At 66.6% G+C, this 15,957-nt stretch carries 15 protein-coding genes, 1 pseudogene and 1 CRISPR repeat array (1 of these 17 only partly in view); of the genes and pseudogenes, 15 read left to right on the forward strand and 1 reads right to left on the reverse strand.

Annotation, left to right across the window (positions count from 1 at the left end; genetic code table 11):
- Window positions 1-319: 319 nt before the first annotated feature.
- The gene (locus tag NUV94_06345; protein MCR4392380.1) at window positions 320-1,426 is read left to right on the forward strand and encodes a hypothetical protein; all 1,107 of its coding nucleotides are present in this window, start codon (window positions 320-322) and stop codon (window positions 1,424-1,426) included.
- 123 nt (window positions 1,427-1,549) lie between these two features.
- Here the strand turns inward: NUV94_06345 and NUV94_06350 are convergent, their stop codons facing one another.
- Window positions 1,550-2,584: a hypothetical protein gene (locus NUV94_06350; GenBank protein MCR4392381.1), complete on the reverse strand. Its 1,035-nt coding sequence runs from the start codon at window positions 2,582-2,584 to the stop codon at window positions 1,550-1,552.
- 181 nt (window positions 2,585-2,765) lie between these two features.
- On the opposite strand from NUV94_06350, the gene NUV94_06355 reads away from it, so the two are divergent.
- From NUV94_06355 to cas2e, 14 genes and pseudogenes are all read left to right on the forward strand, one after another.
- The gene (locus NUV94_06355) at window positions 2,766-3,236 is read left to right on the forward strand and encodes a pyridoxamine 5'-phosphate oxidase family protein (GenBank protein ID MCR4392382.1); all 471 of its coding nucleotides are present in this window, start codon (window positions 2,766-2,768) and stop codon (window positions 3,234-3,236) included.
- Window positions 3,233-3,730 (forward strand): MarR family transcriptional regulator, encoded by a 498-nt coding sequence (locus tag NUV94_06360; GenBank protein MCR4392383.1) that lies wholly within the window; start codon window positions 3,233-3,235, stop codon window positions 3,728-3,730. The genes NUV94_06355 and NUV94_06360 overlap by 4 nt, the downstream gene beginning before the upstream one ends.
- 76 nt (window positions 3,731-3,806) lie before the next feature.
- Window positions 3,807-4,022: pseudogene (locus NUV94_06365) on the forward strand (SagB/ThcOx family dehydrogenase).
- A gap of 85 nt (window positions 4,023-4,107) precedes the next feature.
- Window positions 4,108-4,989 (forward strand): metal ABC transporter substrate-binding protein, encoded by an 882-nt coding sequence (locus tag NUV94_06370; protein MCR4392384.1) that lies wholly within the window; start codon window positions 4,108-4,110, stop codon window positions 4,987-4,989.
- On the forward strand, window positions 4,986-5,795 hold the full coding sequence (locus NUV94_06375) for an ABC transporter ATP-binding protein (GenBank protein ID MCR4392385.1): 810 nt from the start codon (window positions 4,986-4,988) through the stop codon (window positions 5,793-5,795). Before NUV94_06370 ends, NUV94_06375 begins: the two co-directional genes overlap by 4 nt.
- The gene (locus NUV94_06380) at window positions 5,788-6,633 is read left to right on the forward strand and encodes a metal ABC transporter permease (protein ID MCR4392386.1); all 846 of its coding nucleotides are present in this window, start codon (window positions 5,788-5,790) and stop codon (window positions 6,631-6,633) included. Before NUV94_06375 ends, NUV94_06380 begins: the two co-directional genes overlap by 8 nt.
- Window positions 6,634-6,828: 195 nt before the next feature.
- The gene (locus NUV94_06385) at window positions 6,829-9,591 is read left to right on the forward strand and encodes a CRISPR-associated endonuclease Cas3'' (protein MCR4392387.1); all 2,763 of its coding nucleotides are present in this window, start codon (window positions 6,829-6,831) and stop codon (window positions 9,589-9,591) included.
- A 52-nt stretch (window positions 9,592-9,643) separates the two neighbouring features.
- A complete protein-coding gene (gene casA, locus NUV94_06390; protein MCR4392388.1) occupies window positions 9,644-11,125 on the forward strand; it encodes a type I-E CRISPR-associated protein Cse1/CasA in 1,482 nt (493 codons plus the stop codon).
- Window positions 11,122-11,634, forward strand: coding sequence for a type I-E CRISPR-associated protein Cse2/CasB (gene casB / locus NUV94_06395; GenBank protein ID MCR4392389.1), 513 nt, complete (start codon window positions 11,122-11,124; stop codon window positions 11,632-11,634). The genes casA and casB overlap by 4 nt, the downstream gene beginning before the upstream one ends.
- Entirely contained in the window at window positions 11,631-12,749 is a 1,119-nt protein-coding gene (cas7e, locus tag NUV94_06400) for a type I-E CRISPR-associated protein Cas7/Cse4/CasC (GenBank protein MCR4392390.1), read from the forward strand. Before casB ends, cas7e begins: the two co-directional genes overlap by 4 nt.
- Before the next feature lies 1 nt (window position 12,750).
- Entirely contained in the window at window positions 12,751-13,407 is a 657-nt protein-coding gene (gene cas5e / locus NUV94_06405; protein ID MCR4392391.1) for a type I-E CRISPR-associated protein Cas5/CasD, read from the forward strand.
- Complete coding sequence (gene cas6e / locus NUV94_06410; GenBank protein MCR4392392.1) at window positions 13,394-14,005, forward strand: type I-E CRISPR-associated protein Cas6/Cse3/CasE; 612 nt, start codon at window positions 13,394-13,396, stop codon at window positions 14,003-14,005. The genes cas5e and cas6e overlap by 14 nt, the downstream gene beginning before the upstream one ends.
- A gap of 3 nt (window positions 14,006-14,008) precedes the next feature.
- Complete coding sequence (gene cas1e / locus NUV94_06415) at window positions 14,009-15,064, forward strand: type I-E CRISPR-associated endonuclease Cas1e (protein MCR4392393.1); 1,056 nt, start codon at window positions 14,009-14,011, stop codon at window positions 15,062-15,064.
- The gene (gene cas2e, locus NUV94_06420) at window positions 14,949-15,269 is read left to right on the forward strand and encodes a type I-E CRISPR-associated endoribonuclease Cas2e (GenBank protein ID MCR4392394.1); all 321 of its coding nucleotides are present in this window, start codon (window positions 14,949-14,951) and stop codon (window positions 15,267-15,269) included. Before cas1e ends, cas2e begins: the two co-directional genes overlap by 116 nt.
- 18 nt (window positions 15,270-15,287) lie before the next feature.
- Window positions 15,288-15,957: a CRISPR direct-repeat array (repeat unit 28 nt; unit sequence GTATTCCCCACACGCGTGGGGATGGACC) (it continues 351 nt past the right edge of the window).

Raw genomic sequence — 15,957 nt, forward strand, 5'->3', positions numbered from 1 at the left:
AGAGCCACAGGCCTGCTTGGACCGGCACCATCCCGGAGGACTCCCCCGGACGAAACGAGAGGCATTTCAGACCGAGCGGCGCCCGAAGGGGCCGCCGACCCCAAGAGCCACACCCCCGCCACGCCTCCATCCTACTAGCTACATCACCGGGCACAAATCCGATGGTAGACCCCATGTCCCGCCGTGAAGCCCTTGGAAAGGATACTTTCGCTTCTTGCCCCCGTATCTTCCGGCCTAGTGGCTGCTACGGGTGTAGCCTGCCCCGCAGCCGTATAATACAAGCGCCTTACGGTATTGACTGTTTGAAAAGGGGGGACGTATGAACAGACGGTTCGCAATGGCGATGGCAGCCTTGCTGATCGCAGACGTGGTGGGCGCGGCGGGGGCGCTTAAGCTCTGTGACTACAGGTCCCCGCAGACGGACCTCACGAGCCTGTGGCTCTCGGCGAACTACCGGTACTTCGACAGCCCGACCACACCGGGAGTGGATGTCAATGCCGGTCGGGCAGTGGTGAGTTTCAACAAGCTCTACGACTCTCCGAACCTCGGGTACACGCTCGCCGGTGTGGGCGATCTGGGGCTCGTCAACCTGGGGCTCTCCGACGTGGCGACGCAGGCGTCGGGGACGCTCCGCTACTACATCGCGGAGCAAGAGCCCTACTTCGGGTTCGCCGGGTTCGAGGGTGGGTACGCCACCGGGCAGCCGCTGCCGGGGTTGCGGATGAGCGTGGGGGCCGGTTACGGCCGGTTCTCGAATGTGACACCGCTCGCGAAGGCGTTCCGTATACAGTCCATTCTGCTTGAGCGAAAGGCGATCTCCACAGCATTGCCCGACGACACGATCCTCGCCGTCGGGAAGGAGATCGGCCGTCGGATCGAGTATGCCGACGTCAAGGACCTCGTGGCGACGGTGGTCAGGCTGCTCGAAGGCGCATCAGGGACGAAGCTCGATGCCCGCACGATCTTGATGGTCGAGGACGAGATCCTCGCCACGGGGCGTGAGCGGTACTGCGGATGGGCGGTGCAGGCCGGCCTCGGCTATGAGGTCGTGGATCCGTACGATGGCCCGCGCGACCTCGTGGTGACCGCGGCGGCGGACGCGGCGTACGCCCCCGAGCCCGGATCGCAGCTTCTGTTGCGAGCCGCGGCCGCAGGCCCATTCGACATCCTGAACCAGCACACGCTCACCGTTACCGCGTCCTATGAGCGCGTCCTGGACGAAATCTCGTCGTTCCAGGGCAGCATCGCCCTGCAGCGGGTGAAGCCGGTTGATGCCGATGCGGTCGACTCCATCTCGAGCACCTTCCAGATCTCGTTCTTAGTTGGGGGAGCGAACATCGGGATCAGCCTCTCGTTCGGCAAGGTTGCCAACGCCACCGAGTGGTCCAAGGACCTCAGCATCTCGCTCGCGCTGAAGCTCCTGTAATCCGAGAGCAATCTCTTCTATGGCGCCATCCCGGGACGTAGTGTCCCGGGATGGCGTTTGAATGCGCCCTCGTTGACTACTTCAAGCTCCATTCGCCACCCCGATGGCAACCCCACTTCCGTTCTACCGAGGCTGCGCGCACAACACGTACGATGCGTACAGCGTGACCCACTTGCTGGGTTGATCCCGCTTCTCGAGGTTCGCCTGCATGCGCCCGGAGGGCGTGACCTCGAGCACCCATTTCCCCTCGGGTGTACGCTTCTCATGCAGCACCGCAAGCGCGTCGGCCATGCGCTCATCCCGATAGCCAAGCTTTGTCAGCACCCACAGGCCGCGCAGAATGTCATAGCGGTAGAACCAGGGGAAGCCCAGCTTCAGCCAGTTGGGGTTGATCGTCCGAAATCCATGATGGTCAGCCTTGTACAGGTGGTGCATGAGTAGGAACTCCACCCCGCAAGCTGCGGCTTTCTCTATCCTAGGTGTACGCCGATCCGGTGGGATCTCGGCCACGGCCTCCAGGGGGCAGATTGTCCCGAAGAAGCACCCGTGCTTGTCCCGCACGTGGGCCTTCCAATAGGGGCAAAGCCACCCACCATCGGCGTTTTGAATCTCCAGGAGCCAGTCCACCGCTCGCCACAGGCGCGGATCATCCTCGTAGCCCAGTCGCAACAGGGCAGCGACCACGTTGCCCGTGAGGCAGGAGAGGGTCATCTGATGAACCAGGTCGGCGATAAAGGCCCCCTCCTCCGGCGGTCCTTTCCCGCGTGCCAGGCATTTCCTGACAACGCGCGCGTGCTCCCGGCGCGCCCCCTCTTCTCCGAACTCGGCAAAGCCCCCGTTGGGCTGTTGGAAGTGGAAGAGGTATTCCACCGCGCGGCGAACTCGCTCATCGTCGCGGCAAAGCCCAAGGTACCCAAGCAGCATCACCGTCCAATAGGTGGACTTGTACTTGGGCAGGTAAGGATTGTCGGGGTCGCCCCAGTATCCATGGAGGACCTGGCGAGCGAAGACACGTTTGACTACAGGTGATCGGGGAATAGCCTTGAGGGCTGCCTGCACCTCGGGGTCATTCTTTGGCCTGTCCAGGAGATACTGGAGGGCCCAGTATCGTACAGAGGGATTGTCGGGTTCTAGCAACCAACCGAGCGTCTCCTCCATCGCCTCCTCCTGAGGGCACGTGCGGCCCATCCTGGTACGCGTGATGACACGCACTTTTGCACCAGCACGGCGTCAGTGTACCAGGTCGCGACCCTGGGAAGACCGCGTCCGACTCGACAGCGGGGTTGTCGGAAATCGTACGGAAATTATTAGGTATCGAACAAATTCGGGGAGGCGAGCGATGGACATCGGAAAGCTGAAGCAGGTATGTATCGAGGTGATGGAAACAGCACCGGCGGCGTATCTAACCACGATCGGCGCCGACGGATACCCGCACACCCGAGCCATGTTCAACCTGCGCAACCGAGGGCAGTACCCGAACCAGGCCCACTTGTTCACCAATCACCAACGCGACCTGCTCGTCTACTTCACCACCAATACCTCCTCGGGCAAGGTGCGCGAGATCCGGGCCAATCCGCGGGTATCCGCCTACTACTGCGACCCGTGTCAGGTCAAGGGCGTGATGCTGTGCGGAGATATGGAGATCGTGGACAACTCAGAGCTCCGCCGCGCTCTGTGGAACGAGGGGTGGGAACGGTACTACCCTGGTGGGCCGGATGACCTGGACTACACCGTGCTCCGCCTGGTCCCCAAGCTGGCCATGGGCTGGTACAAAGGACACCGGTTCGAGTTCCGCCTGGAGGGGGCGTGAAGGGCCGAAGCCGGGGCGGGTTCCTGATCGGTCGGATCAACCGCCTGGCGGGGAGGATCTTCGCCCTCATGCTCAAGGAGTACGGGGTGGAGATCAGCCCAGCCCAAGGGCGGATCATGTTCGTGCTGTGGCAGGAGGACAGGGTGCCGATCCATGAGCTGGCACGAAAGACCTCCCTCAAGAAGTCCACCCTGACCAGCTTGCTCGACCGGCTGGAGGGGGCCGGTTATCTGCAGCGAGCGCGCTCCCCCCGCGATCGCAGGGAGGTCCTGGTGGTGCGTACGGAGAAGGACCGGGCCTGGCAGGACACCTACGTGCGTGTTTCCCAGGAGATGACGCGCCTGTTCTACACCGGGTTCTCCGAGCGGGAGATCGACCAGTTCGAGGGTTATCTGGAGAGGATCCTGGCCAACCTGGCTGCTGTTGAAGGGGGATTCGGCGAGGGCAAAGCCCCGCTTCGGAGGGGACCGAGCATGGAACAGGGTGAGGACTAAGGGAGGTGGCATGTCGAGTCTTAGGAGGGGCGGGTCTTACAAGCCAACACAGGGGATGCCATCATGGCCGAGATGCCGCACGGAGTGGCGGTATGGTGTCCTTTCCCACAAGGTGATCGCCATCGACGCCGGGCACGTGTGCCAGAACCTGTACCTCGCGTGCGCGGCGATTGGGGCGGGGACGTGCGCGATCGGCGCCTACCACCAGGAGAAGATGGACGCCCTCCTCGGGGTGGACGGGGTGGACGAGTTCACGATCTACCTCGCCCCGGTGGGGAAGATCAAGGCGTAGCGCCCCGGACCGTGGGGAGGGCCCGCGCCCTCCTGGGACGGGTCCCTCCTTGTCCCTCGCCAGAAGGGGACGATACACTCCGCACGTGACTGGCGCGAAGGGCATGCTTGGGCTGTTGGCGCTCGTGCTCGCGGGACCCTTGGGGATGGCGGCCCCGCCCTCCGTGGCCGCCACGACGTCCATCGTCGGGGACGTGGTGGCCCAGGTGGGGGGCGAGCGGATCTCCCTCTCTGTCCTCATGCCCCTGGGGACCGATCCCCACGCGTTTGAGCCCACGCCGCGGGACCTCGTGGCCCTGGCCCGGGCGGAGGTGGTGTTCGCAAGCGGGGCCGGGCTGGAGGAGACGCTGGCCCCCATCCTCACCAGCCCCGAGGTCCAGGCAAAGGTGGTGGACCTGTCAGCGGAGGTGCCCTTCCGAACCCTGGAGGACGAGGAGGGGATCGATCCCCACGTGTGGCTCGACCCGACGAACGTGATCCTGTGGACCCGGCGTATCGAGCGCGCGTTGAGCGCGGTTGACCCCGCGGGGGCGGAAGAGTACGCGGCCCGCGCCGAGGCCTACCGGTCCGCCCTGCACGACCTCGACCTGTGGATCCAGGACCAGGTGGCGGCCATCCCCGCCGACCGGCGCCGGCTGGTGGCCGACCACCGCGCCCTGGGCTACTTCGCTGCCCGCTACGGGTTCGTGGAGGCCGGGGCGATCGTGCCCTCCTTCAGCACCCTCGCCGAGCCGTCGGCCCGGGACCTGGCCCAGCTCGCGGACCAGCTCCGGGCGCTTGGCGTGCCGGCGGTGTTCGTGACTCCCACGTTCAGCCCCGCGCTGGCCGCGCAGCTGGCCGCCGACACCGGGGTGCGCATCGTCATCCTCTACCTGGGAACCCTGACCGGCCCGGACGGGCCGGCGCCGGACTACCTTGCGATGATGCGGGAGAACGTGCGGCGGATCGTGGAGGCACTGAAAGGATGAGCCGCTCCTGCCCGGACCTGGCCCACACCGGGGCCTCGGCGGTGGAGGCCCGCGAAGTCGCGGTCGCCCTGGACGGGAAGGTCGCCCTGGAGGGGATCACGTTCCGGCTTGAGCCGGGCGACCTCCTTGCCGTGGTGGGCCCGAACGGCGCGGGGAAGACGACCCTGTTGCGGGTTCTTTCCGGGACGCTCCTTCCCGCCGCAGGGGAGGTGCGGATCTTCGGGGCCCGGCCGGCGCGCCACATCTGCATTGCCTACCTCCCCCAGCGGACCGAGGCCGACCTCCGCTTCCCCCTCGCGGTGGCGGACGTGGTGATGATGGGCCGGGTGGGAAAGCTCGGGCCCCTCCGCCGCCCGGGGAGGCCGGACCGGGAGCGGGTCGCCCAGGCCCTGGGGATCGTGGGGATCCCCCACCTCGCCCGGCGGCCGATCGCCGAGCTCTCCGGCGGGGAGCGGCAGCGGATGTTCATCGCCCGGGCCCTGGCCCAGGAGGCAAGCGTCCTCCTCCTCGACGAGCCCCTGGCCGGGCTCGACCTCCCGGCCCAAGAGGGGATCCTCGAGCTCCTCGGGCGCCTGCGGGGGGAGGGGATCACCGCGGTCGTTGCCCTCCACGAGCTTGCCCTTGCCCAGGCCCACTTCCCGCTTGTCCTCCTCCTCAACCGGCGGGCGGTGGGGTTCGGGCCGCCGGGGGCGGTGTTCACGCCCGATCGGCTCCGGGACGCGTACGGGAGCGGCCTCCGGCTCCTGGAGACCCCCTCCGGCTCCCTGGCCCTGGGGGAGAGCTGCTGCGAGGGGGACCATGGTTGAGTTCCTCCTCGCCCCCCTGGCCTACCCGTTCATGGTGCGGGCGCTTCTCGCGGCGGCCGTGGTGGGGGCGACGTGCGGGGTGGTGGGGACGTACGTGGTCCTGCGGGGGATGGCGTTCTTCGGGGACGCGCTGGCCCACGCGATCCTCCCCGGGGTGGCGGTGGGCTACCTCGTCCACCGGGGAAACCGGGGGGCGATCCTCCTGTGGGCCCTGGGGACGGCGGCCGGGGCGGCGCTGGGGATCGGGGCCCTGAGCCGGCGGGGCCGGTTCCGGGAGGACACGGCGATCGGGATCGTGTTCGTGGGCCTGTTTGCCCTGGGGATTGCCCTCATCTCTACCGTGCGGGGCTACGCGGTGGATCTTGCGCACTTTCTCTTTGGAAACGTGCTCTCCGTTTCACCGTTCGACCTTGGGCTCACGGGGGGGATCGGGGGGGCGGTGGTGCTGGCCGTGGTCTTGTTCTACAAGGAGTTCCTGGTGGTGTCGTTCGACCCCACGTTTGCGGCGACGCTGCGGTTGCGGACGGGGCTTTTCCGGTACCTTCTGCTCCTCCTCATTGCGGTGACGGTGGTCATTTCCCTCCAGGCGGTGGGGGTGGCGCTGGTGCTCGCGATGCTCATCACCCCCCCGGCCACAGCGTACCTTCTGGCGCGGCGGCTTCCGGGGATGATGGTCCTGTCCGCGGCGGTGGGGGTCCTCTCCGGGGTTGTCGGGCTCTACGTCTCGTTCTACGTTGGGATCGCGAGCGGCGCCTCGATCGTCCTCGTGGCCACGGCCTGTTTCCTGTTCGCTCTTCCACTGTCGCGACCGCGCCGCCTTCACCTCCGAAACACCTAGGTCTCTCACAAACCGCGATTTGACCGCAGGTCTTCTTCTTCCATATACTCGCATTATCTGGAGCGTTCTGGAGCGTTTCATGAAGGCGGCGGGACTCGCACCCGTAGGCTGGTGCCGCAACGCCCCACCGGGCCCGTGGGGGAGCTGGCCTCCGAGGCGCTTTCTTGTCGCCGTCCCTGCAACGAGGGGCGAGCAGTGCTAGCCGCACCATTCTGCTGTGCACTGTGGGCGAAAAGCGGCGATCCCTGGCACCCCCTGATCAACCACATGCTGGACACGGCCGCCGTGGCCCACGCGGTTCTCCTCCGCGAGCCCAAGGTCACCCTGGCCCTCTACGCCCGGGACTGGGATCTGCCGGTGGAGGAGGCGGTGCGGTGGGTGGCCTTCCTGGTAGGGCTGCATGACCTGGGCAAGGCAAGCCCGGTCTTCCAGGCGGCCTGGGAGGAGGGGGCCAAGCGAACGCGAGAGGCGGGCCTCCCTTTGGAGGAGGGCCTGGACCGGGTGGCCCACGGGGTCTTCACGGAACTCTTCCTCAAGACGCTCCTTAAGAAGAGGGGGCTCGCCCAGCGGGCGGCCAACGACCTCGCCGCCGCCCTCGGCGCTCACCACGGCTGCCCGGCGAGCGCCGAGGAGAAGAGGGCGGCCCGCCGCCAGCTCAAGGGGGAACATCCCCTCTGGTGGGAGGCCCGGAGGTGGCTTCTGGAGGAGCTCTTCGGCAGGCTCCAGGCGCCTCTTCCCCGGCTGGAGGCGGATGGGGAGGCCAAGCCCGAGGCCGTGCTCCGGGTCATGGCCCTCGCCTCCTTCGCCGACTGGGTGGCCTCGGACCCGGGCTTCTTCCCCTACGGTCGGGACCCGCTTTCCCCTAGCTACTTTGAGGAGGCCCTGCGCCTCGCCGGGGAGGCCCTGGCCCGGCTCGGCTGGCGGCCTTTCCGCCTTCCCCCCGAGAAGGCCTTTCAGGAACTTTTCCCGTATATCCCGGAACCCAACCCGCTCCAGAAGACCCTCCCCCAGGTGCTGGGGAAGCCCGAGGAGCCGGTCCTCATCCTGGTGGAGGCCCCCATGGGCATGGGGAAGACGGAGGCCGCGCTGTTCGCCCATCACCTCCTCCAGCGCGCCCTAGGTCACCGGGGCCTCTACGTGGGCCTGCCCACCCAGGCCACGGCCAACGGCATCTTCCCCAGGGTCCAGGCCTTTCTGGAACGCCTGCTGGAAGAAGAAAGGGTGGAGGTCCAGCTCCAGCACGGCACCGCTCTGCTCAACACGCGCTACGCCGAGCTTGTGGAGAGGGCCGCTCCCGCCCAGGTGGGAGAGGAGGGGGAAGAGGGAGGCGCGGTGGCCTCGGCGTGGTTTTCCGCCCGCAAGCGGGCCATGCTGGCCCAAAACGGGGTGGGCACCCTGGACCAGGCCCTCCTTGGGGTGCTCCGGGTCAAGCACCACTTCGTACGACTATGGGGCCTCATGAACCGGGTGGTGGTGTTGGACGAAGTGCACGCCTACGACGTCTACACTTCGGGTCTGTTGCTGGCCCTCTTGCGCTGGCTCAGGGCCCTGGGCTCCAGCGCCCTCGTCCTGACCGCCACCCTCCCCCCTTCGAGGCGCAGGGCCATTCTCTCCGCTTGGACCGGGGAGGAGGTCAAGGGTGATCTTGGGTCTTATCCCCGGGTAGTCCTGGTAGAGCGGGACCAAGTCAAGGCGGTGTCCCTACCCGCCGCGCGGGAGGTGGAGGTGGTCCTCCAGGCCGCGCCTGTGGACTTGGCCGCCCTTGCCGAGAGGCTACAAGGGGCTCTCCCCGGAGCCCTGGGGGCTATCGTCAACACCGTGGACCGGGCCCAGTCCCTCTATCAGGCCCTGGGGGAGGAAAGGCCCCTCACGCTGGGGGAGCTCGCCGGTCTTCTCGGCGAGGGCGAAGGGAATGGCCCCTGGCGGGATGTCCTGTCCTCCTTGCCTGGGCAGGGGGACGCCGTGGTGGGGAAGCGCCTTGCGGACGGCACCTTGGTCTTCCTCCTCCACGCCCGCTTCCCTGCGGAGGAGCGGGCCTTGCGGGAGGGAGTGGTCCTCGCCCTCTTCGGCAAGTACGGCCCCCGGCCGGAAAAGGCGATCCTGGTGGCCACGCAGGTGGCGGAACAGAGCCTGGACCTGGACTTTGACCTGCTCTACACGGACCTCGCCCCAATAGACCTACTCTTCCAGCGGGCGGGGAGGCTCCACCGCCACGAACGCCCACGCCCCAGCGCCCACACCTCCCCCCGGCTCCTTCTCAGCATTCCCAAGGGTCTCACCTTCGGCCCGCCCCTTTATTGGGACCGGGTCTACGAGGAGTTTGTGCTCCTTTCCACCTGGCGAGCACTAGAGGGGCGCGCCTCGCTTCGCATTCCCCAGGACCTCGAGCCCCTCCTGGAGGAGGTCTACGAGGCCGAGGACGCCGAGAAGTTCCCCGAGGGCCTTCGGGAACGGGCACGGGAGAGCCTGAGGCGCCTAAAGGAGCGCCGGAGGAAGGAAGCGGATACCGCCGAGAAGCTTGCTCTGAGCGAGCTAGAAAGCCTCCTCGCCTACTGGGACGAGGCGGCGTTGGTGGGGGAGCTCCGCCTCGAAGACGACGAAGAAAAGCGCCATACCCAGCGCTTCCTCACCCGCCTGGGCGATCCCAGCGTGGCCGTGGTTCCGCTCTTCCGGCTGGGGGAGGGGCTCTACCTGGACCGGGAGGGGCGGCGCAGGGCGCCACTCGAGGGGGAGCTCTCCCGGGACGAGGCCGAGGCCCTCTTCGGCCACGTGGTGCGGCTGTCCCGCTTCCCGATCGTCCGGGACCTCGTTCAGGAGGAGCCACCCGCCGCCTGGAGGCGAAGCGGACTGCTGCGGGGCCTGAGGCCTCTGGAGGTAGGAAGGGTTTTCCGCAATAAGGGTGAGGCCTTTCGCGTGGAACTGGACCCGGAGTTGGGGGTCGTCTATGAGCCAGCGTAATCGTCAGGACCTATCGGGTTCTGGCGGTGGTCTGAAGAGGGGAGGTGAGCCCTTGGAGGAACAGAAGTTCAATCTCGTGGAGGAGCCCTGGATTCCCGTCCTGCGGGGCGGGCGGGTGGTGGAGGTGGGGATCAGGGAGGCCCTCCTCGAGGCCCCAAGCATCGCCCGCATCGAAACGCCTTCCCCCCTGGAGGAGGCCGCCCTCCACCGCCTGCTGCTCGCCCTCCTCCACCGGGCCCTAAAGGGCCCCCGCCGCCCGGAGGACGTTCTGGACTGGTGGCGGGCGGGAGGCTTTCCCAAGGCGCACATCCAGGACTACCTGGAACGCCATCGGGACCGGTTCTTCCTCTTCCACCCCCAGGCCCCCTTCCTCCAGGTGGCGGACCTTCCTGCGAAAAACCCCCTCCCCTGGAGCAAGCTCCTCCCCGAGCTCGCCAGCGGCAACAACCCCACCCTATTTGACCACACCACCGAGGAAAACGTCCCCAAGGCTAGCTATGCTCAGGCCGCCCGGGCCCTCCTCGTCCACCAGACCTTTGCCCTCGGGGGCCTGCTCCGCCGCCACGGGGTGGGCTCGGCCAAGGATGCGCCCGTGGCTCGTCCTGCTCTCTTTCTGCCCACAGGGGGGAACCTCCTGGAAGCCCTTCTTCTTAACCTCGTTCCCTACACCCCGGAGGACGACGCCCCCATCTGGGAGGTACCGCCTTTGAGGCTTGGGGACCTCGAGGGCGCCAAGACCGAGTGGCCCCTCTCGGGCAGGACCAGGGTCTACACCTGGCCCTCCCGGGGGGTGCGCCTCCTGGACGAGGGGGATGGGGTGCGCCACATGGCCTACGGCCCGGGGGTGGAGCCCCTGGAGGCCTTCTACCGCGACCCCATGGTGGCCCAGCGCCTAGACCCGAGGGGCGGCTCCGTGGTGCTGAGGCTTTCCACCGAAAGGAGCTTCTGGCGCGACTTCTCCGCTATGCTCCCCAGGCAGGAGGGCAAGGTGGCTGCCACGGTGGAACACGCGGATGAGCTCCAGGGCCTCTTGGAGGAGGAAGGAGTGGAGATCCGCCCCACCTTGCGTGTCCTTGGCCAGGTCTCGGACCAGGCCAAGATCCTGGACCTCCGCCGGGAGGTCTTCCCCCTGCCGCCCGGGCTTCTTTCCCCGAGAGGAGAGGAGAACCTGGAGAAGGCCCTCAAGGCCGCCGAGGAGCTTGGGCAAGGCCTGCGCAACCTTGCCCTTCAGGTGACCCGGGCGGTGGTGGGGGAGAGGGACCGCAAGGAGCTCGTCGACTTCGCCGGCTCTCTTCCGCTGGAGCGCCTTTACTGGCATGCACTGGACGGGGCCTTTCCGGGGTTTTTGGGGCGGATCAGTGAGGAGGGTGCAGTAGAAACCTGGCGGCAAGAGCTGAGGTGGGCAGCTCAGGAAGCATGGACGGCCACCCGTCTCTTCCTGGGCACGGGGGCCAGGCACCTGAAGGCCCTGGCCCAGGGGGAGCGGGTTCTGGGACGGTTGCTTGGGCGGCTCGGTGCGGAGGTGAAGGCATGAGCCACGGAGAGCGGTTTTTGGATTGGCTGGAGCGCCTCAAGAGAGAGAAGGCCTGGACGGCGGCGCGGGCAGCCCTCAGGCGGAGCCTCGCCTTTCCCCCTGGGGCCTACCCCAAGGCCATGCCCTACGTGGAGCCCTTCGTGAAGGAAGAGGGCTGGAGGCGGGAGGCCCACTACCTGGTGGCGGCCCTGTACGCCCTGAAGGACGGGGACCACCGGGGGGGCCACACCCTGGCCCGGGCCCTAAGGGAGAAGGCGCAGGACCCAGGAAGCGTGGAGCTGCGCTTTTTGGCCCTCCTGGACGCCGACCGGGACCAGATCGCCTTCCGGTTGCGCCAGGCGGTGGGGCTTTTGAAGGGAGGGCTGGACTTCGCCCGGCTGTTGGACGACCTCCTGGGCTGGTTTGCGAGCCCGGAGCGCCGGGTCCAGGTCCGCTGGGCCAGGGAGTTTTACGGTGAAGAGGCGGCTAAAGGGATCCAGGACAGCGGAGCAGAGGAGGTGGAGGCATGAAGCTTTTGGAAGCGCATGTGATTCAGACGGTGGCCCCGTGCAACCTGAACCGGGACGACACGGGAAGCCCCAAGGACGCCCTCTTCGGGGGTTATCGGCGGGCCAGGATCTCCAGCCAGGCCCAGAAGCGGGCGGTCCGGGTGGCCTTCAGGGACTGGTCCCTCCTTTCCGAGGAGGAGCGGGCCGTGCGGACGAAGCGTCTTCTGGAAGAGCTTTTCCGCCGGCTTGGGGACGTGGAGGAGGCCGCGGCGCGCCGGGCCATAGAGAACGCCTTGAACGCCATGGGCTTTGGGGTGAAGGAGGGGAAGACGGAGTACCTCCTCTTTCTGGGGCACAGGGAGCTGGACGAGCTCGCCCGCCTGATCCGGGAGAACCTCGAAGCCCTTTCCGGAGAGGTGAAGGGGAAGAAGAAGGCGGACGTAGACCCCGATCTGAAAGAGACCCTGGAGCGCGTCCTGGACGGGGGCAAGGCCGTGGACGTGGCCCTTTTCGGGCGGATGCTGGCGGACCGGCCCGAGCTCGGGGTGGACGCCGCGGCCCAGGTGGCCCACGCCATCTCCACCCACAAGGTGGACCGGGAGTTTGACTTCTACACCGCCGTGGACGACCTGAACCCCAAGGAGGAGACGGGGGCCGGGATGATGGGGGACGTGGAGTTCTACTCCGCCACCCTCTACCGCTACGCCCTGGTGGACCTGGAGAAACTTTTGGAGAACCTCCAGGGGGACAAAGACCTGGCCTTGAAGGGGGCCTTGGCCTTTCTAGAGGCCTTCGCCCTGACCCTCCCCTCAGGCAAGCAGAACAGCTTCGCCGCCCACAACCCGCCCCTCTTCGTGGCCTTCCGCGCCGGGGCGGGGCTTCCCCGCAACCTGGCCACGGCCTTTGAGAAGCCCGTGTGGGGCAAGGAGGGCAGGGCGCTCTCCACGTTCTCGGTGGAGGCCCTGCTCCGGGAGTGGGAAACGTTTGACCGGGTCTACGGCACCCTCGATCCCGAATGGAAAGGAGCGCTGAACCTCACGGAAGCGGGTAGAGTGGAATGGCTTCCGTTGTTGCCGACCATGCCGCGCCTCAGGGAGGAGGCCGAGAAGGCGATGGAAGCTCTGTTGGGGGTGTAGGATGGCCACCCTGCTTCTTCGTCTTCAAGGCCCCCTGCAGTCCTGGGGCACCCGGAGCCGCTTTGACCACCGGGACACCTGGCCCTACCCCACGAAAAGCGGGGTGGTGGGCCTCCTGGCGGCCGCCCTCGGCCGGGACAGGAGGGAAGACGTTTCCGACCTGGCCGCCTTAATGATGGGCGTGCGGGTGGACCGGAAGGGGGTCCTCAAGGTGGACTACCAGACCGCCCGGAACATCATCCCCGCTAGCCTAAGCAGTCCCAATCGGGACGTGCAAAGCTGGCGGTACTTCCTTTCCGACGCCGCCTTCCTGGTGGGCCTCGAGGGGGACGGGGAGCTTCTTCGCCAGCTCCACGAAGCCCTGAAGAACCCCCGTTTCCCCCTCTACCTGGGCCGCAAGAGCTACGTCCCGAGCCCTCCCCCCTATCTGCCCGATGGCCTCCGGGACGCCGCGCTCAGAGAAGCGCTCCGAGACTACCCCTACCTCTCGGAAGAGCCTCCACACGAGGACCTTCTCCTCGTCTTGGAGGCGCCCGACGGCCAAGGGCGCCTCGTGTACGACCAGCCCATAGCTCCGTTTGCCGACCGCCGTTTCGGGCCCCGGTACGTGCGGGAGGAGACGCTGCCCAAGGAGGAGGTGCGCGTTGTGGCTGAGTAAGCTTGTGCTGAACCCGCGTTCGGCGGCGGTGCGGCGTGACTTGGCCAACCCCTACGACATGCACCGCACGCTCGTGTGGGCCGTGGCCGGGGAGGCCGTGGCAGGACGGGAGCGCCTCCTGTGGCGGCTGGAGCCAAGGCGGAATCAAGAACCGGTGCTCCTCGTCCAGACGCTGACCTGTCCAGACTGGGACCTCCTCCTCCAGCGGCACCCTGGTTATGCCCAGGTCGACCCGACCAGCCCAAAGGTGTTCGACCCGAAGCTCTACTCCGGCCAGGTGCTGCGGTTCCGCCTCAAGGCAAATCCGACGGTAAAGCGTCTTGGCAAGCGACTTGGGCTTCTTACCGAGGAAGGTAAGATGTCCTGGCTCCACCGCAAGATGGCCCAAGCCGGGTGTCAAGTGTTGGCCGCTGCTGTTGTCTCCGAGGAACGCGTCGTGGGGTTCAAGGAAGGGGCAAAGCTTACGGTGTTCGCAGCCTTGTTCGAGGGTCTGCTGCGAGTGGAGGAACCTGGTGCCTGCCGAAAGGCGATCGAGCGCGGTATCGGTCCGGCCAAAGGGCTGGGGTTGGGCCTCCTGTCGGTTGCGCCTCCGCGCTAGACCATGGCCACGTCCGGGAAGAGCCTACGCGAGCTTCCCCAGTTCTCCGACGGGCTTTCCTTCCTGTACCTGGAGCGAGCGGTGGTGGAGCAGACCCACGGGTCGGTGACGGCGTTTCGCAAGGACGATGTGGTGGCGATCCCCGCGGCAGCGGTGGGTGTTCTCATGTTGGGTCCTGGCACTACGATCACCCATGCCGCTGTGAAGACCCTGACTGACCATGGGTGCTGCATCATGTGGCTGGGGGAGGATGGTTCGCGCTTCTATGCAAGCGGGCTTGGGGAGACCCGCAACAGCCTCCGGCTGATGCAGCAAGCACAGGCTTGGGCTGACCCTCGGGCCCACATGGAAGTGGTAATGCGTCTCTACCGGTTCAGGTTTTCCACCCCCCTCCCCGAAGGGCTTTCGCTGCGTCAGGTTCGAGGGCTGGAGGGCGTGCGGGTCCGGGACACGTACGCCCGTTGGAGCCGCGAGACCGGGGTTTCCTGGTCGGGCAGGCGGTACGACCGTGGGTCTTGGGGAACCGCGGACGCCGTAAACCGGGCGGTTTCCAGCGCGTCGTCAGTTTTGTACGGGATCTGCCACGCAGCCATCGTGTCCTTGGGGTATAGCCCTGGACTGGGGTTCATCCATACGGGCAGAATGCTATCTTTCGTGTACGACATTGCTGATCTGTACAAGGCCGATCTCGCTATCCCCGTGGCGTTCCGGACCGTGGCTCAGGGCACTGCGGGTGTGGAAGGCCGTGTCCGCCGGGCGGTGCGGGACAGGGCCAAGGAAATCCGGCTTTTGGAGCGGGTAGTGACCGACCTGCTGAGGCTGTTCGACGGGTTGGGTGGAGAAACCGACGGAGGTGTTGTTGAACAAGGTCTCTTCTCCGACGATGGGGCGCGACCGGGCGAGCTCTGGGATCCTGACTCGTCGGTTCAAGGCGGGGTGAACTATGGTGGTGATGGTGTTGGAGAAGGTTCCCCGGTCTCTGAGGGGGGAACTGAGCCGGTGGCTGATCGAGATTCAGACAGGGGTGTTTGTGGGGAGGGTGAGCGGACTGGTGCGTGACCTGCTATGGGAGAAGTGTGTTCAGAAGGGAGGCGGAGGCCGTTGTTGCCAAGTGTGGCCGACGGACAACGAGCAGGGGTTTGGGATTCGCATGGCTGGAGAGGAGAACCGGCGCCTGGTGGATCTGGACGGGCTACTATTGGTGGGGGTCAGGAGGAGGGTTGAGGTTGCCGAGGAAGACTTCGGGGGGCCGGAGAGCGACTGAACGCAGACGGGGTGAAGTGTATTCCCCACACGCGTGGGGATGGACCGTCGCATTCGAAACCAGCCGGAGCTACACCATCGCGTATTCCCCACACGCGTGGGGATGGACCGGACATCATGCGCCGCCAACTGGCCTCGACTGCCAGTATTCCCCACACGCGTGGGGATGGACCTGTCACCTGAAACGCAATCCCCCACGGCGGATACGTATTCCCCACACGCGTGGGGATGGACCGAAACAGGCATGGGAAAAGAAGATCGCGGAGAGTATTCCCCACACGCGTGGGGATGGACCGGGGGGAATACTCCCCCGCCCTTCCCTTGGGCCGTATTCCCCACACGCGTGGGGATGGACCGCGGAAAGGCTACTTTGCCTCATACTTATCCGCCGTATTCCCCACACGCGTGGGGATGGACCTTTTGCCCAGATACTCGGGGCGATGTTCCGCGACGTATTCCCCACACGCGTGGGGATGGACCGAGGAACCAATCCCCGGAGATCGACTCCCGGACGGTATTCCCCACACGCGTGGGGATGGACCTGAGATCCTATCGGTTCTTGGTGTCACACACCGCGTATTCCCCACACGCGTGGGGATGGACCCTGTGTATGCCTTCCGCCTCAGCTCCGCGCTCGGTATTCCCCACACGCGTGGGGATGGACCGCGCTCGATCCGAGTGGAAGACAT

The sequence above is a fragment of the Candidatus Acetothermia bacterium genome (assembly GCA_024653305.1).
GTDB lineage: Bacteria > Bipolaricaulota > Bipolaricaulia > Bipolaricaulales > Bipolaricaulaceae > JACIWI01.

Excerpts from the sequence above, each read along its gene's own strand:
- cas2e (MCR4392394.1), top strand. The coding sequence starts at position 14,949 with ATGGTGGTGATGGTGTTGGAGAAGGTTCCCCGGTCTCTGAGGGGGGAA.
- NUV94_06345 (MCR4392380.1), top strand. The coding sequence starts at position 320 with ATGAACAGACGGTTCGCAATGGCGATGGCAGCCTTGCTGATCGCAGAC.
- NUV94_06350 (MCR4392381.1), bottom strand. The coding sequence starts at position 2,584 with ATGGAGGAGACGCTCGGTTGGTTGCTAGAACCCGACAATCCCTCTGTA.
- NUV94_06380 (MCR4392386.1), top strand. The coding sequence starts at position 5,788 with ATGGTTGAGTTCCTCCTCGCCCCCCTGGCCTACCCGTTCATGGTGCGG.
- cas7e (MCR4392390.1), top strand. The coding sequence starts at position 11,631 with ATGAAGCTTTTGGAAGCGCATGTGATTCAGACGGTGGCCCCGTGCAAC.
- casB (MCR4392389.1), top strand. The coding sequence starts at position 11,122 with ATGAGCCACGGAGAGCGGTTTTTGGATTGGCTGGAGCGCCTCAAGAGA.
- NUV94_06355 (MCR4392382.1), top strand. The coding sequence starts at position 2,766 with ATGGACATCGGAAAGCTGAAGCAGGTATGTATCGAGGTGATGGAAACA.
- cas1e (MCR4392393.1), top strand. The coding sequence starts at position 14,009 with ATGGCCACGTCCGGGAAGAGCCTACGCGAGCTTCCCCAGTTCTCCGAC.
- NUV94_06375 (MCR4392385.1), top strand. The coding sequence starts at position 4,986 with ATGAGCCGCTCCTGCCCGGACCTGGCCCACACCGGGGCCTCGGCGGTG.
- cas5e (MCR4392391.1), top strand. The coding sequence starts at position 12,751 with ATGGCCACCCTGCTTCTTCGTCTTCAAGGCCCCCTGCAGTCCTGGGGC.